The sequence below is a fragment of the Nocardia sp. CC201C genome (assembly GCF_030010695.1).
GTDB classification, from domain to species: domain Bacteria; phylum Actinomycetota; class Actinomycetes; order Mycobacteriales; family Mycobacteriaceae; genus Nocardia; species Nocardia otitidiscaviarum.
This window is the reverse complement of sequence record NZ_JASCXP010000170.1, coordinates 1-14,469: the sequence shown is the minus strand read 5'-3', so window position 1 is coordinate 14,469 and position 14,469 is coordinate 1. Positions and strand designations below refer to the sequence as shown.

The following is a 14,469-nucleotide window of genomic DNA, read 5'->3' as shown; positions in this document are numbered from 1 at the left end:
TTCTCTTCGTCTCTGCGGCAACACCCCCGCCCAAGAGCGACCGCACGACAACAACACATGGACAAGGCCGAAACCCTCACCCACTCAATACCCCACGACCCGGTCCAACCGCTCCCGCAACAAGTCAGCATGCCCCAAATGCCGCGAGTATTCCTCAATCATGTGCAGATAAATCCACCGCAGCGAAAGATCGCGGCCACTTCGAGGATGCTTCACGGTGTACTCCACCGGCAGCCCCGCAACCGCCTTGTCGCACAACGCGATTTCCTCGCGATAGCGCGCGATGTCCGCCTCCGCGTCCGATGCCGAGATGTCGTCGAAGTCGCCGTCGCGGTTGGTTTCGTCGCAATAGATGTAATCCACCCGCTCCCCCGCTGCGGTCTGCCGGAACCACCCCCGCTCGACCTCGGTCATATGCCGCACGAGGCCGAGCAGCGACATCGAGGAGGGTTCCACGCTGCGGGAGGTGAGCTGAACTGCGCTGAGCCCCTGGCATTTCCACAGCAGCGTGTCGCGGGAGCGGTCCAGGAAGGACTGGAGCATGGTGCGTTCGTCACCAACGAGTGCGAACGATCGGCGATCGACTTCCGGTGCGGTCCATGTCATTCTCGCAATCTAATGCGACCACCGCCCCGACGTGATCACATTCCCCGGGTGAGGAAGTCGATCACCGCGCGTTCGAAGGCGTCCTTGCGCTCGACCTGCACCCAGTGCCCGCAGCGCGAGAAGATCCGCAGGTCGGCATTGGGGAGCTGGCGGGCCGGGAACAGCGCGCCCTCGACCGGCGTGACACGGTCGTCACGTCCCCACAGCATGAGGACCTGGTGCTGAACGCCTTTCAGACGCGCCCACAGCGGCAGCGTTTCGGCCATTCTCGGGTTGTAGAAGGTGGCGTAGGCATCGGCCAGCGCCTTGGTCTGCGCGGGATCGGTGGCCGCCGCCGTGCGGGTGGCGATCAAGTCCTCGGTCAGCACCGCCGGATCGAACACCATGGTCCGCAACCAGTCGATGGCGCGTTCGGCCGTCGGATCGGCGTTGAAGGCCAGCAGCCGGTTGATGCCCTCCGACGGCTCCGGTCCGAGGATGTTCACGCCCACGCCGCCGGGGGCCAGCAACACCAGCTTGTCCACTCGCCCCGGATGTTCCAGCGCGGTCAGCGTCGCGACCCCGCCGCCCATGGAGTTGCCCAGCAGGCTCGCCTTCTCGATGCCCAACTCGTCCAGCAGGGCGATGACGGCGTCCGAGGCGATGCGCAGATAGTTGCGCTCATACACCTCCGGCCGCCCGCTCGCCCCGAAGCCCGGCTGATCCAGGACCAGACAGCGGAAGTGCCGGGACAGCACCTCGAGGTTGGCCCCGAAGTTGGCCCACCCCGACACTCCCGGCCCGGAGCCGTGCAGCAGTACCAGCGGCGCACCGGATCCCGCCTCGTGGTACCGGAGTTCGACACCGTCCACGCTGAACCGGCGCGAGGTGTTCTCGGCGGTGCACGTCATCTACAGCATCCGATCCGTGACCTCGAGCCCCATGGCGCCCTTGCCGAACATGGCCAGGGCACGCTCCACGTCGTTGATGGCGTGCACGCTCCCGGCGTGTGCGTCGCGCCAATGCCGTTCGATGGGGTTGGGGCGGCGGATGGAGTGGCCCCCGGAGTTCTTGAACAGCAGATCGATTGCCTCCAGCGCCCGTTCGGTGCCGCGCACCTGGTCGCGCCGCGCCCGCAACCGCGATTCGAACGGAATCTCCTCGCCCGCTTCGGCATAGCGCAGCTGCTCGCCGATATTGCGCTCCATCTGCAGGATCGCGGCGTCGATCTCCGACGCGGCGCGCGCGATGCGCACGTGCGCGAACGGATCCTCGGCCACCTTCTGGCCGCCGTAGGACAGCCGCACCCGCTCGCGCTGCCGCGCGATATGCGCCTCGTACGCGCCCTGCGCGGCGCCGATGATGGGCGCGGTGATGGTGTTGGAGAACACGCTGCCGAACGAGATCTTGTACAGCGCGGCGGTATTCAGCTCTTGTCCGGGGCCGACCAGATTCGCCTGGTCTTCGGCGCTGTAGGCCCGGTAGGCGGGTACGAACGCCTTGTCGATGACGATGTCGTTGGAGCCGGTGCCCGCCAGCCCCGACACGTCCCAGACGTCCTCGATGACGTAGTCGCTGCGCGGCACCAGCACGGTGAAGTAGTCCATGCCCTGGTCCGAGGGCACCAGCGCGCCCAGGAACACCCACTGCGCGTGGTCGCAGCCGGAGGAGAAGCTCCAGCGGCCGGAGATCTCGTAGCCGCCCTCGACCGCGGTCAGCTTGCCGGTCGGCGCGTACGAGGAGGAGACCAGGGTATCGGGGTTCTCGGCCCACACCTCCTGTTGGGCGCGATCGTCGAACAGGGCCAGCTGCCAGGGATGCGCGCCCAGCACCGATGCCACCCAGGCACTCGACGGGCAGGCGGTGGCGATGGCGCGGATCACCTCGTAGAAGGCCACCGGCGACGCCTCGGCGCCCCCGAACCGCGCGGGCTGCAACATGCGGAACACCCCGGCCGCGGTCAGCTCGGCGATGGTGGCGTCGGGAATCCGCCGCTGCTCCTCGGCCTGCACGGCTCGTTCCCGGATCGCGGGCAGCAGATCCCGGACCCGATCGAGCACCTTGTTCGTCATTGAGCTGTTCCCTCCTGGTCCAGTGATTCCGATTGTCGACGCTATGGCCGCCGTCACGCGGCGATCGGGAAAAGTCCCGGTGATCGGAACCCCCGGCCCGCTCAGCCGACGCGGCGGCCCTCGGCCGGGCGGCGGTCCCGGGGCTATTCGTTGCGGGCGGCGGCGGTGCCCGCGCGGCGGCCGAAGAAGGTGCCGTCGCCCAGGGAGGTGCCGCTGATGTAGCCGAAGCCGTGCAGCCCGTTGGCTACCCGCCCGGCGGCGAAGAGTCCGCCGAGCCGCGTGCCGCCCAGATCCAGGACGTGCCCGTCGAGGTCGGTGTGCAGCCCGCCCAGAGTGAAGACGGAGGCTCCGGTGCCGCGCCGGTCGCCGGATTCGGCGGGTGGGCGCACCCCGGCCTGCACGTCGATGGCGGCCAGGGGCGGAGTGAGCGGGCGCAGCCAGCGGGATGCCTTGTGGAAATCGAGATCCGCTCCCCGCGCGGCGAATTCGTTGTACCGGCGCACCGTGTCGACCAGCGCGCCGTCCGGGAGCCCGGTCAGCCGCTCCAGTTCCTCGGGTGTCTCGCCGACGTGGGTCGGCCGCACCCCCACCGCTGCGGTTCGGGCACCGCCTCGAATCCTTCCTCGTCCACGATCACCCAGACGGCCGTGTCACCACCGGCCCAGGCGCCGCCCATGTTCTGCCGGAACAGCGCCGCCTGCCCGATGCGCCCGGGATAGGTGTCCTCGTTCACAAACCGCTGCCCACGGGCGTTGACCACCATGCCACGCGCCGCGAGTCCCGGTATCAGCGATATGCCGACCTGCCCCGCACCCATGTGCCGCACGCCCGCCCCGAGCGCCTGCGCCATGAGAATGCCGCTGCCGTCATCGGTTCCGGCGCTGACCTTGGTGTGGCCCAGCAGATGTGGCGCGTGCGCGGCCAGCATGGCGTCGTTGTCGACGAATCCGCCGGTGGTGAGGATGACGCCGCGTCGGGCGCGGATGGCGATCTCCCTGCCGTATCGCCGGGCGACCACCCCGATCACCGTCCGATCCTCGGCGATAACGAGATTGGTGACGTAGGTATCGAAAAGAGTTCCGGCCCCGGCTGTTTCGGCGGCCTCGGTGAGGCATTCCATGAGCAGCCTGCCGCCGAAGTCGTGCGCTGCGGGCCGGTGTCCGCGCGGTGCCGGCCGCGCCGATTCCGTGAACGGCCAACTGTTCTCGCCCAGCCACATCAGCCCGTCGTCGGTCGGCGGCACCCAGGTCGGGGCGTCCCACAGACTCGGGGTGAACGGGACGCCGCGGTCGACCAGCCAGTGGAAGTGCTCGACGCTGCCCGCGCAGTACTCGGCGATCTTGGCCGGGTCCGCGCTCGGCCCCAGTGCCACGGTCAGGAACGCCGCCATCTCCTCCGGGGTGTCGTCGAATCCGCACGCCCGCTGTACGGGGGTGCCGCCGCCGAGGTAGATCTCGCCGCCCGACAGCGCGGACGCGCCACCCGCTCCGCCCGCCCGGTCCACCACCAGCACGCGCGCCCCGGCCCGTGCCGCCTCGAACGCCGCCGCGGCACCGGCGGCACCGTATCCGACCACCAGCACATCGGTGTCGATGTCGAACTCGTCGACCTCGGTCACCGCCCGCGTTGTCACAGCTTTCCGCACCGTCATGGCTACGACGGTCCCCGCGCCGTGGGAAGGGCATAGCGGCGCATCTTGCTCAATGACTCTCCGATCCCGTTGATCGGGACTGGGAACCGTGGCCGGTCGGCACAGTGGCGATGGTGTGTGAACGGCGTCACGTGTGGTTGGGACGCCTCACGAGGAGGAGAGTCGATGCGGATTCTGGTCACCGGAGTCACCGAACCGAGTGGTCGTGCCGTGGCGCGCATGCTGGTGGCGGCGGGCCACGAGGTGGTCGGCCTGGACCGGCGGCGGCACCGCTACGTGGACCCGCGGGTCACGGTGACCGTCGGCGACCTGTCGGACGCGCGGGTGTGCGCCGACGCCGTGGCCGGGGCGGATGCGGTGGTGCATCTGGCCGGAGGCGCGGTCGCCGGGCTGCTGTCCGCCGTTCGCGATGCCGGGGCACGCATCGTGGTGCCCGTCGCGGCGGGCCTCGATCAGACGGTGGAGCGCACGATCACCGACAGTGGTGCGGACGCGCTCATCGTGCGCATCCCGGTGGTCACCGGCCGCCGGGTGGACCGAACCAGTTGGCGCGCCTTGGAAACCCTCGCGGGCGCGCGCGGAGATCACGCGCTGCAGGTGCTGCACTACGACGATCTGGAACGCTTCCTGGTGCTCGCGGCCGTCTCCCAGCGCGGTGGCGTGGTCGGATTGGCCGCTCCCGGTGAGGTTTCCGGCGACGACGTGCGCCGCGTACTGAAGGAGTCCGGCGTACGGTATTCGGCCTGGCTGCCGCGCTCGTCCACCCGGCGCGCCCCGGTGGACACCACCGCCGCCCGGGACGAATGGCAGGTCTGCTACGGCTGGACCGCCCGGGAGGTGGTGGCCGATGTGGCGCGCGGCCTGCACGGTCGCAAGGCCGACGGCACCGGATTCCGGACCCGGCGCGGGGCCATTCCACTGCCGAGTCACGTGGTGCCGCAGTCCGCCCCGACCTCGGACGGCCATCCGCTGGTCTCCGCCGCCCCCGAGGGTTATCAGGGCGAGTTCGACGATCTCGTCGACGAGCGTATCCCGGTGCACACCGCCACCAATACCTCCGAGGCGCTGCCCGGTCCGCTGACGCCGCTCACCATCGACCTGCAGGCCGGTGCCATCCGGCTGGGCAACGAGGCCATGGGCCGGATGATCGCGCTGGAGGGAATCGCGTTGGAGCACTGGGTGTCCCGGGTGACCAGTGTGCTCGGCCATCACATGTACATCAATCCCTCGATCGGTGTGTTCACCGCCGAGAACATGCCCGGGTGGGACGAGGAGAGCATCCGCAAGGACGTCTACGGCGCGATCGGCGATATGGAGCTGCATCCGCTGGGCCGTCCCCCGATGGCGGGCGGTCGCCTCGGCACCCTGAAGGCCACCGGTCGGGTGGCGGCCACCGCCCTCGGCTATCGCCGCACCGCCGAGCACATCAATGCCGCATCGCATACCGAATCGCTGTCCCGCGAGGAAATTTCGGAGCTCACCGACGAGCAGTTGCACGCCCGCGCCCTGCTGTGGCGCGATCGCCTGAATCAGGCGTGGCAGGCAGCCGCCATCGGCGTCATGATGACCGGCGCGGCCACCGCCGTGCACAAGGGCGAGGTGAAGATCGACCTGGACCGGCTGGAGTCGGCCAAACCCATGCTGGCGGTGGAGCGGCTGGCGGCGCTGTGCCGCCGCGACGCCGGACTGCACGAGGTGGCGCGCGCCGGCGATGTGGCGGCCGCCCGGGAGAAGTCGCCGGAATTCGCGGCGGCGCTGGACGAGGAACTCGGCAGGGTGGGCCATCGCGGCCCGGGAGAATGCGAACTGCTCAACCCGACCTTCGGCGACCGTCCCGAACTGCTGGTCGCCGCCGCCGCGCGCGCCGCGGAAATGCCTGCCCCGCAGCGGGAGCCGGTACCCGCTCCGACCACCCGCACCGCCCGGATGGCGGTCGGCGCGACCGTCTACCGGGAACGCGCCCGCGACGCCGTCGTGCGGATCACCAACAATCTGCGCATGGCCACCCGGGAGCGCGCCGCGCGCCTGGTGGCCAGCGGCAAGCTCACCGAGCCGGAGGATTCGGCGTTCCTGACCCTGGACGAGATCCTCTGGGCCCCGGCCGATCTGAAGGAACGGGTGGCGCGCCGCCGGGAGGAGCGCGGCCGGTTGCGGGCCATCCGCATGCCCGACCTGGTGAACGGCCATTGGATTCCGGAGGAGATCGAGGGCGCGATCGCCGTCGGCGACACCCTCACCGGGCTGGGCGTGAGTCCCGGCGTGGTGGAGGGCACCGTCAAGCGCGTGCTGTCCCTCGACGACGATATCGAGCCCGGGGACATTCTGGTCGCCGCCGTGACCGATACCGGCCACACGGCCATGTTCGGCTATGCCGGGGCCGTGGTCACCGATATCGGCGGCGCGGCCTCCCATGCCGCCATCGTGGCCCGGGAGTTCGGCGTGCCCTGCGTGGTGGACACCAAGACCGCCAGCACCGGCCTGTCCGACGGACAGCGCGTGCGGGTGGACGGCGCGGCCGGAACGGTGACCCTGCTGGCCGACGCCGACTAGCCACCGTGCGCGGGCAGGCGCCTCCTGCCCCACACCCCCGTACGATCCCCCTCGATAGCGGAAAGCACACCGGTCGCGAACGCGACGGGTGCAATCTGGATATATGCGCGCACCCGGGAGCACAGATATCGAGGCGGCGCGATGACGATCGTCGCCGGAGTGGACAGTTCCACGCAGTCCTGCAAGCTGGTCGTGTGTGACGCCGACACCGGAACCGTGGTGCGGCAGCGCCAGATTCCGCATCCGGACGGTACCGAGGTGCCGCCCGCGACCTGGTGGGAGGCGCTGCGCGCGGCGTCGGAGCAGATGATGCGCGAGGTGGCGGCCATTTCGGTGGCCGGACAGCAGCACGGCCTCGTGGTGTTGGACGCGGCCGGGTATCCGGTGCGGGACGCCCTGCTGTGGAACGACACCCGTTCCGCGGAGGCGGCCGCGCAGCTGGTCGGCGAGCTGGGCGGGCCGCAGGCGTGGGCCGACGCGGTGGGCAGTGTGCCGCTGGCCGCGCATACGGTCGCGAAACTGCGCTGGTTCGCCGACCACGAGCCCGAACTCGCCGACCGCACCTCGAAAGTGCTGCTCCCGCATGACTATCTGACCTGGCTGCTGCGCGGCGGCGACGCCGACACCGAGCCGACCACCGATCGCGGGGACGCCTCGGGCACCGGCTACTGGTCACCGGCCGCGGGACGCTACCGCCGCGATCTGCTGTCGCTGGCCTTCCGCGGGCGCACCCCGGAGCTGCCCCGGGTGCTGGCCCCGGCCGAGATCGCCGGGCACACCCCCGGTGGCCGGGTGGTGGCGGCGGGTACCGGCGACAATGCGGCCGCCGCACTGGGTTTGGGCATCGAGGAGGGGGATGTGGTGGTGTCGCTGGGCAGCAGTGGCACCGTCTTCTCCCGGTCGCCGCGGCCCAGCGCCGACGCCAGCGGGGCGGTGAACGGTTTCGCCGACGCCACCGGCGCGTTCCTGCCGCTGGTGTGCACGCTCAACGCCGCCCGCGTCCTGGATTCCACCGCCACCCTGCTGGGCACCGATATCTCCGGGCTGGAGGTGCTGGCGGCCCAATCCCCGCCCGGCGCGGACGGTCTCACCCTGCTGCCCTATCTCGCCGGTGAACGCACCCCGAATCTGCCGCACGCGGCGGGCAGCCTGCACGGCCTGCGCCCGCACACCATGCGACCGCACCACCTGGCGCGGGCCGCCATCGAGGGCATGCTCTGCAATATCGCCGACGCCCTGGACCGACTGCCCACCGTGCCCCGCCGCATCCTGCTCATCGGCGGCGCGGCGCGCTCGCGGCTCATCGCCCACACCGCGGCGGCGATCTTCCACGCCACGGTGACCGTGCCCGAACCCGGGGAGTACGTGGCCCGGGGCGCGGCCCGCCAGGCGGCGTTGGCCTTGCGCGGCGGAGCCGGGCCGCCCGCGTGGCCGAGTCCGCCCGCCACCGAGTTCCCGCCGCCCGCCCGGAGATTCGGCGATGCCGTCCGGCAGCGCTACGCCGAGGTGCGGGATATGTACTACCCGCCCGCGTGACCGGGACGGTGGCACGCTCCGGTCAGGGACCGCACTCGCCGTCCGGCATCAGCAGCGGGGCCAGTGAGACGCCGCCCTGCGCCCACCCCGCGCTGGTCACCCACAGCTCGCCGTCGTCGACCACCTCGGCCGCGTGGGCACGGATCCGGCCCACCCGGTCGCTGGGGCGGAAGTGGAATGGCCCCTCGCCGCGGAACACCTCGGTGCCCACGTATTCCGGGCGGGGGCCGATGAACAGATACCAGATCCCGTTGTGCCGCAATACGAACGGTGATTCGGTGTTGCCGCCCTCGGTGCCGGTGAGCGGGTCGGCGTAGGCGATGCGGCGCGGGCCCCAGTGCACGAGATCGGGGCTGACGCGGTAGGCGACCACGTGGTGACCGCCCTCGGGATCGCTGGTGGCGCAGTAGTACATCACCCACAGGCCGCGAATGCGCAGCACCATAGGGTCGCGGGCGTCGTAGCCGTCGTGGAACAGCGGCCCGTCCGGGTGCCGGGTCCAGTGGAACAGGTCCGGGGAGGTCGCCAGGTTGATGGCGGTGGCGGTGCGGTCGGGTCCCCCGCCCGAGTAGAACATCCAGTACCGGTCGTCGGCGTAGACGACATGCGGGGCCCACAGGTGTGTCTCACCGTAGTCGGGGTCCACCAGCAGGGCCGGGTCCCGGGTGATCCACGGTCCGTGCAGCGATCGCGCGGTGGCGTGGGCGAAAACGGTCTCGTCGAACGGTGCGGCGGGTTCGGGATGGGTGATGCCGAACAGGTGCCAGCCGCCCGCGGTGTCCCGAATGATGGTGTGGTCGTTGATGTACCACTGTTCCGACAGTCCCTCGCTCGGGTCGTAGACGCGGGTGAAAGCACCCGCGGACACCTCGATGGCAGCTCCGCGCATCTCCTCAGTGTGACCGCCCCGCGCCCGCTGTCACCACGATCCGCGAATGATCGTGGCTACGATCGAGTTCGTGCGGTCAGGATCGCGGTTCTCCGGTGTGCTCGCCTTCGTCCTGCTACTGGCGGTGGCGGCCGCGGTGGCGTGGGAACAACAGCCGCGCGGCTATCGCGACGCCGCCGCGCCCGTCGAGGTGTTCAGCGCCGAGCGGGCGCTGCGGACCGTCGAGGCCATCGCGTCGCGACCGCATCCCATCGGCAGTGCCGAACACGACCGCGTGCGTGACCAGCTGGTGGCGCAGCTGCGGGAACTCGGCTTGGAGACCGAGGTCCAGGAGGGGATCGGGCAGTGGCCCCGGGCGTTCCAGCGCGAGGGATTCGGCATGGGGCGCACCGCCAATATCGTGGCGCGCATGCCCGGCACGGCCGCGACGGGCACGGTGTACCTTGCGGCGCATTACGATTCGGTGCCCTCCGGCCCGGGTGCGAATGACGACGGAGTGGGTGTGGCGGCCATTCTGGAGGCGGTGCGCGCCCTGCGCGCGGGTGAGAACTCGCTGCGCAACGACCTGGTCGTGCTGCTCACCGACGGCGAGGAGATGGGCCTGCTCGGCGCGGAGGCATACGTGGCGGCGGGTCTGGACGGCAGCCGCCCCGGCGTGGTGGTCAATCACGAGGCGCGCGGCGCGGCCGGACCGGTGCTGCTGTGGCGGATCACCCATCCCGACGGCCACCTCATCGACGCCGTCGCCGACGCGCCGTACCCGAACACCGACTCCCTCTCGACCGCCCTGGGCGGCGCCCAGACCACCAGCAATACCGATTTCGTCGCGTTGGAGACGGGCGGCCTGCACGTCCTGGACTGGGCGTTCGCCGGGAGCAGCGCCTACTACCACAACCGGCTCGACGATCCGGCGCACGTCCACCTGCCGACGGTGCAGCAGATGGGTGAGAACACCCTCGCCCTGGCCCGTGACTACGGCAACACCGATCTCGCGACGCTGGACACCGGTGTCGATCGCGCCTATTTCCAGCTGCCGTTCGGCGTGCTCGTCGTCCTCCCGGTGTGGGTGATCATCGCGCTGACGGTGCTGACCGTGCTGCTGGCCGCCTGGGCGGTCTGGCAGGCGCGGCGCCACGGGGAGACGCGGGCGCGCACGATCCTGCTGGCCGGGCTCACCTTCCTGCTCGCCGCACCGGTCGGCATGGGCGCGGTGTGGGCGCTGTGGGAACTGCTGCGCGTGATCCGGCCCGAGTACGCCGCCCTCGGTCCGGTCGATCCGTATCGGCCGGAGAGCTATTACGCGGCGGTGCTGACGCTGCTGGTCGCGGTGCTGGCGGCGTGGTGGGCGCTGGCGCGGCGGCTGTTCGACACCACCGCGGCCGCGCTCGGCCTGCTCGGCGCGGTGACGCTGGTCGGGGTGGTGTGCGCGGTGCTGGTTCCGGCCGGGGCGCAAATTCTGATCGTGCCGACCGGTGCGGCGGCGACGGGCGTGGCCCTCACCTTCCTGGTGCCGCAGCGCTGGAAGCTGCTGGCGCTCACCGTCTTCCTGCTGCCCACCGCGGTCTTCCTCGGCGGGGTGACGTGGCCGGTGCTGCAAACCGGGCTCGCGGGCGCGCCCTTCCTGGTGGCCCCGCCGGTGCTGCTGCTCGGCGGACTGCTGACGGTGACGCTGGTGCGGGTCTGGCCGCCGCGGCACGGCTGGCTGATTCCCACGGCGGCGCTCGCGCTCACCGTCGCCCTGGCGGCGCTGGGGTTGTCCGTGGACCGCTTCGACGACGAGCACCCGATGCCCACCCAGCTGATCTACGCGCTGGACGCGGATTCCGGCGAGGCGCGCTGGCTGTCCCCGCGCGAACCGGATGCCTGGAACGACGCCTATCTCGACGATGCCGCGCCCGCCGGACCGTTCGCGACCCTGTGGCCCAAGGCGGTCGCGAGTGGATCCGCTCCGGCCCAGGCGCTGTCGGCTCCCGTGGCCGAGATCCTCTCCGACACCACCGATGCCGGACAGCGCACCGTGCGACTGCGTCTCCGGTCGACCCGCGACGCGCTGCGCCTGGATCTGCACTACGACACCGAGATCCGCGCGCTGCGGGTGGCCGGACGCGCGGTGACGCCCGCTCCGGCCTCCGGTTTCCAGTTCTGGGCTCCCCCGGCCGACGGCCTCGAGGTCGAGGTGGTGGCGCCGGCGGGACCGCTGTCGCTGCGCGTGCTCGACCACACCTGGCTCACCGATACCGGCCTGACGGCCTTCCCGGACCCGCCGCGCGATATCTACCTGCGGCAGAACAGTCTGGCCGCGGTCTTCACCACCGTGCGGGGGCTGTAGCCGCCCGCCAGGGGAACCGGCTGCGCGGACGGTGAGCCGGGACACCGCCTGCTCGGTGGTCGATCAAGAACCCAGCGGTCGATCAAGAACCCAGCGGTCGGTCAGGAACCCAGCGGTCGACTAGGACAGAACCTGACCTATATCCGCGTCAGGATGGTCGTATGACAACCGAACTCTCGCTGCGCCGGTTGAACCGCGCCCTGCTCCAGCGTCAACTGCTGGCGGAGCGGGTGGACATGTCCGCGGCCGACCTGATCCGGCACCTGGTCGCCGTGCAGGGACAGGAGCCGAACTGGCCCTACGTGGGACTGTGGACCCGGCTCACCCGATTCCGGCCCGACGACCTCACCACGCTCTTGCGGGACCGGACGGTGGTGCGCTCCACCATGATTCGACGCACCGTCCATCTCACCACCGCATCGGACCACCGCTGGTTGCAGCCGACGGTCGCGCCCATGGTGGAGTCGATCCTCGGGGCGGCCTACTTCCGCGAGGCCATGACGGCGGTGGACCCCGTCGAGCTGGCAGCAGCCGGGCGGGAACTGCTGACCGGCCGTACGGTGCCCCGCCGCGATCTGGGACGCCAACTGGCGCAACGGTTCACGACACCGCATCCGGGCCGCCTGGCGCAGGCGCTCGGGGCGGTGCTGCCGCTCATCCACGACGCCGAGGCCGGTGCGTGGGGCGGATGGCGCAATCGCCGGGTCGCGGTCGCTCTGGCCGAGGAGTGGCTGGGCGCACCGCTGGCGGCCGGACCCCGGCCGGACACCCTGGTGCTGCGCTATCTGGCGGCCTTCGGCCCCGCCAGCGTCGCCGATATCCAGGCGTGGTCGGGCCTCACCCGGCTGGCCGAGGTGGTCGCCCGGCTGCGTCCGGAGCTGCGGGTGTTCCGCGACGACACCGGGCGCGAACTGTTCGATGTGCCCGACGCGCCGCTGGCCGATCCGGACACGCCGGCGCCGGTGCGCCTGTTGCCCGCTTTCGACAACGCCCTGCTCGGGCATCGCGACCGCCGCCGGATGATCAGCGACGCCGACCGCGCGCGCATCGCCGCCGAGGCGTCCGCCGGGGTGCCCATGTACCTGGTCGACGGATTCGTGCACGGCCGCTGGTCATTGGACGGCGCAACCGTCCGAATCATCCCGTGGCATCCGCTCTCGGCCGCCGACGAGGCCGCCGTATGTGCCGAGGCGACGCGGCTGATAACCCTGATCGCCCCGGGTGAGGACGGGAAGGTCGTCGTCGAGCGGCCCTGAGCCGGGCGGTCGGTGCGCCTCGATCAGCGTGCGGCCCAAGCGTTTCGCGCGCCGCGCGGCGTGCTCGTCGCCCTCCGCGGCGGCGATGATCGAGCCTTTCATGAGGAGGTGGAAGGTGCGTGCGAAGTCGTCCGGGTCGGTCAGCCCGGCCTGTTCGGCGCGGCCGCGGACGATATCGCGGATGGTGCCGAGATGTTCGATCCCGGCCCGGCCGATGGGGTGGTCCGCGCCCATCTCCAGGAGCACGTTGATGAAGGTGCACGCGTCGAAATCGCGCGAGGCGAACCATTCCTCGAAGACATCGAAGATGGCGAGCAACTGCTGCACCGGTGTCGAACCGCGGGTGCGGGACTGTTCCTCCACCAGTGCGAAGGTCCACAGCTCCTCACGCCGCCGCAGAACGGCGAGCACCAATTCGTCCTTGGTCGGGAAGTATTCCGCGAGCGCGCCCGGGGCAACGCCCGCGCGCACCACCACTTCATCGGTATCGACATCGCGAACGCCGCGCCGCGTGAACAATTCGTACGCGGCGGCGACAATTCGTTCCCGGACTCCGACAACCGCGTGCCTGCTGGCTGTCATACCTCGAGCATACGGCGACGCGGGACCGTCCGGCGACGGGTCGGCCCGATGGAATTACGGCGGCGGCACCACCAGCGTGTCCCGCAGTCGATCGAGCTCGGGCACCGAAAGCCCGTTGGCCAGCAACCATTTCGCCGCGCCTCCGTATTCGCTGCGCGTCAGCGCCAGGAAGCGGAGCATCACATCCGGCTCGACGGCGAGGATACCGGTGTGCACCGGCGGCAGTCCCGTGTAGGACGGCAGCGCGTCGAGGCGGTCGCGCACCCTGGCCATGCGTTCGTTGGTGAGCGCGTAGTCGTGGGCGATGGCCTCGGGCGTCACACCGACGGCGTCGAGCAGCACCGCCGCCAGCACCCCGGTGCGGTCCTTGCCCGCCGCGCAGTGGAACAGCAGCGCCCGCCGGTCCGCGTCGATGAGCAGGCGTACGGTCTCGACAATGTGCTCCGCGCTGCCGCGCAGCAGTTGCCCGTACAGTTCCACCAGATCCACCCGGGTCTTGTCGGGTACCAGATCCCGTGCGGCCAGCGAGGATCGCGGCGATTTTCGGATGGGCAGATTGGCGATGGTGACGGCGGCCGTGGCGATCGGCCCGTAGCCCTCCCGCTCCACCTCGTCGGGCAGGCGCAGGTCGACGACCGTGCGCAAGCCCAGCTCGCCGAGCAGCAACGCGATATCGGCGGCGGTGGCCTGCTGGAGGGTGCTGGATCGGTAGAGCACACCGAAACGCGTTGTGCCACCGCCGATGACGGGGAGTCCGCCCAGATCCCGCAGGTTGTCGATCTGGGCGGACTCCACCCACCGCCGCCCGGTGTCGAGGGGGCGCGCGGAGACGCCGGGGGCGGAGTTCTCGTGGTGTGCCGGACCGGTCACTGGCGTGTCAGTGGGCACGACCGGCCGCCGCCTCCTCGGCGCGGTTGCGGCCGCACAGTCCGATCAGGTCCTCGTGCAGTTCGAACCACACGGTGTGGTAGCTGTCCATGATCGGGCGGGCCACCCAGGCGTGGTCCCCGGCGGCGATG

The 14,469-nt window shown here is 70.8% G+C and carries 11 protein-coding genes and 1 pseudogene; 4 read left to right on the top strand and 8 right to left on the bottom strand.

What is annotated here, in order from left to right; genetic code table 11:
• Positions 1-84: 84 nt before the first annotated feature.
• The 5 genes from QK444_RS18775 to QK444_RS18760 form a co-directional block, all read right to left on the bottom strand.
• Complete coding sequence (locus tag QK444_RS18775) at positions 85-606, bottom strand: DinB family protein (protein WP_282782054.1); 522 nt, start codon at positions 604-606, stop codon at positions 85-87.
• A 35-nt stretch (positions 607-641) separates the two neighbouring features.
• Positions 642-1,496 carry an alpha/beta fold hydrolase gene (locus QK444_RS18770; protein WP_282782052.1) on the bottom strand — a complete coding sequence of 285 codons (855 nt, stop codon included), beginning with the start codon at positions 1,494-1,496 and terminating at the stop codon, positions 642-644.
• Complete coding sequence (hsaA, locus tag QK444_RS18765) at positions 1,497-2,657, bottom strand: 3-hydroxy-9,10-secoandrosta-1,3,5(10)-triene-9,17-dione monooxygenase oxygenase subunit (RefSeq protein WP_282782050.1); 1,161 nt, start codon at positions 2,655-2,657, stop codon at positions 1,497-1,499.
• Between the two features lie 143 nt (positions 2,658-2,800).
• Positions 2,801-3,241: an FAD-binding protein gene (locus tag QK444_RS36480; RefSeq protein ID WP_349239530.1), complete on the bottom strand. Its 441-nt coding sequence runs from the start codon at positions 3,239-3,241 to the stop codon at positions 2,801-2,803.
• Positions 3,193-4,308, bottom strand: a complete 1,116-nt coding sequence (locus tag QK444_RS18760) for an FAD-dependent oxidoreductase (protein WP_349239529.1) — start codon at positions 4,306-4,308, stop codon at positions 3,193-3,195. The genes QK444_RS36480 and QK444_RS18760 overlap by 49 nt, the downstream gene beginning before the upstream one ends.
• A 165-nt stretch (positions 4,309-4,473) precedes the next feature.
• On the opposite strand from QK444_RS18760, the gene QK444_RS18755 reads away from it, so the two are divergent.
• Together QK444_RS18755 and xylB are read left to right on the top strand one after the other, a co-directional pair.
• Positions 4,474-6,858: a PEP-utilizing enzyme gene (locus tag QK444_RS18755; RefSeq protein WP_282782048.1), complete on the top strand. Its 2,385-nt coding sequence runs from the start codon at positions 4,474-4,476 to the stop codon at positions 6,856-6,858.
• Between the two features lie 141 nt (positions 6,859-6,999).
• On the top strand, positions 7,000-8,394 hold the full coding sequence (gene xylB, locus QK444_RS18750; protein ID WP_282782046.1) for a xylulokinase: 1,395 nt from the start codon (positions 7,000-7,002) through the stop codon (positions 8,392-8,394).
• Between the two features lie 22 nt (positions 8,395-8,416).
• Here xylB and QK444_RS18745 read toward each other — a convergent pair whose 3' ends face one another.
• Positions 8,417-9,283 carry a family 43 glycosylhydrolase gene (locus QK444_RS18745; RefSeq protein WP_282782044.1) on the bottom strand — a complete coding sequence of 289 codons (867 nt, stop codon included), beginning with the start codon at positions 9,281-9,283 and terminating at the stop codon, positions 8,417-8,419.
• Positions 9,284-9,353: 70 nt separating this feature from the next.
• Between QK444_RS18745 and QK444_RS18740 the strand changes: the two genes are divergently transcribed.
• Together QK444_RS18740 and QK444_RS18735 are read left to right on the top strand one after the other, a co-directional pair.
• The gene (locus QK444_RS18740) at positions 9,354-11,612 is read left to right on the top strand and encodes a M20/M25/M40 family metallo-hydrolase (RefSeq protein WP_282782042.1); all 2,259 of its coding nucleotides are present in this window, start codon (positions 9,354-9,356) and stop codon (positions 11,610-11,612) included.
• A 161-nt stretch (positions 11,613-11,773) separates the two neighbouring features.
• The gene (locus QK444_RS18735; RefSeq protein ID WP_282782040.1) at positions 11,774-12,868 is read left to right on the top strand and encodes a winged helix DNA-binding domain-containing protein; all 1,095 of its coding nucleotides are present in this window, start codon (positions 11,774-11,776) and stop codon (positions 12,866-12,868) included.
• A 3-nt stretch (positions 12,869-12,871) separates the two neighbouring features.
• Here the strand turns inward: QK444_RS18735 and QK444_RS18730 are convergent.
• Both QK444_RS18730 and QK444_RS18725 read right to left on the bottom strand, forming a co-directional pair.
• Positions 12,872-13,450 (bottom strand): annotated as a pseudogene (locus tag QK444_RS18730) (TetR/AcrR family transcriptional regulator); the annotation flags it as partial.
• A 54-nt stretch (positions 13,451-13,504) separates the two neighbouring features.
• Positions 13,505-14,338 (bottom strand): tyrosine-protein phosphatase, encoded by an 834-nt coding sequence (locus tag QK444_RS18725; protein WP_282782039.1) that lies wholly within the window; start codon positions 14,336-14,338, stop codon positions 13,505-13,507.
• Positions 14,339-14,469 lie beyond the last annotated feature (131 nt).

Coding starts and splice junctions, on each gene's coding strand:
- QK444_RS18755 (WP_282782048.1), top strand. CDS start 4,474: ATGCGGATTCTGGTCACCGGAGTCACCGAACCGAGTGGTCGTGCCGTG.
- QK444_RS18745 (WP_282782044.1), bottom strand. CDS start 9,283: ATGCGCGGAGCTGCCATCGAGGTGTCCGCGGGTGCTTTCACCCGCGTC.
- hsaA (WP_282782050.1), bottom strand. CDS start 2,657: ATGACGAACAAGGTGCTCGATCGGGTCCGGGATCTGCTGCCCGCGATC.
- QK444_RS18775 (WP_282782054.1), bottom strand. CDS start 606: ATGACATGGACCGCACCGGAAGTCGATCGCCGATCGTTCGCACTCGTT.
- QK444_RS18760 (WP_349239529.1), bottom strand. CDS start 4,308: ATGACGGTGCGGAAAGCTGTGACAACGCGGGCGGTGACCGAGGTCGAC.
- QK444_RS18735 (WP_282782040.1), top strand. CDS start 11,774: ATGACAACCGAACTCTCGCTGCGCCGGTTGAACCGCGCCCTGCTCCAG.
- xylB (WP_282782046.1), top strand. CDS start 7,000: ATGACGATCGTCGCCGGAGTGGACAGTTCCACGCAGTCCTGCAAGCTG.
- QK444_RS18770 (WP_282782052.1), bottom strand. CDS start 1,496: ATGACGTGCACCGCCGAGAACACCTCGCGCCGGTTCAGCGTGGACGGT.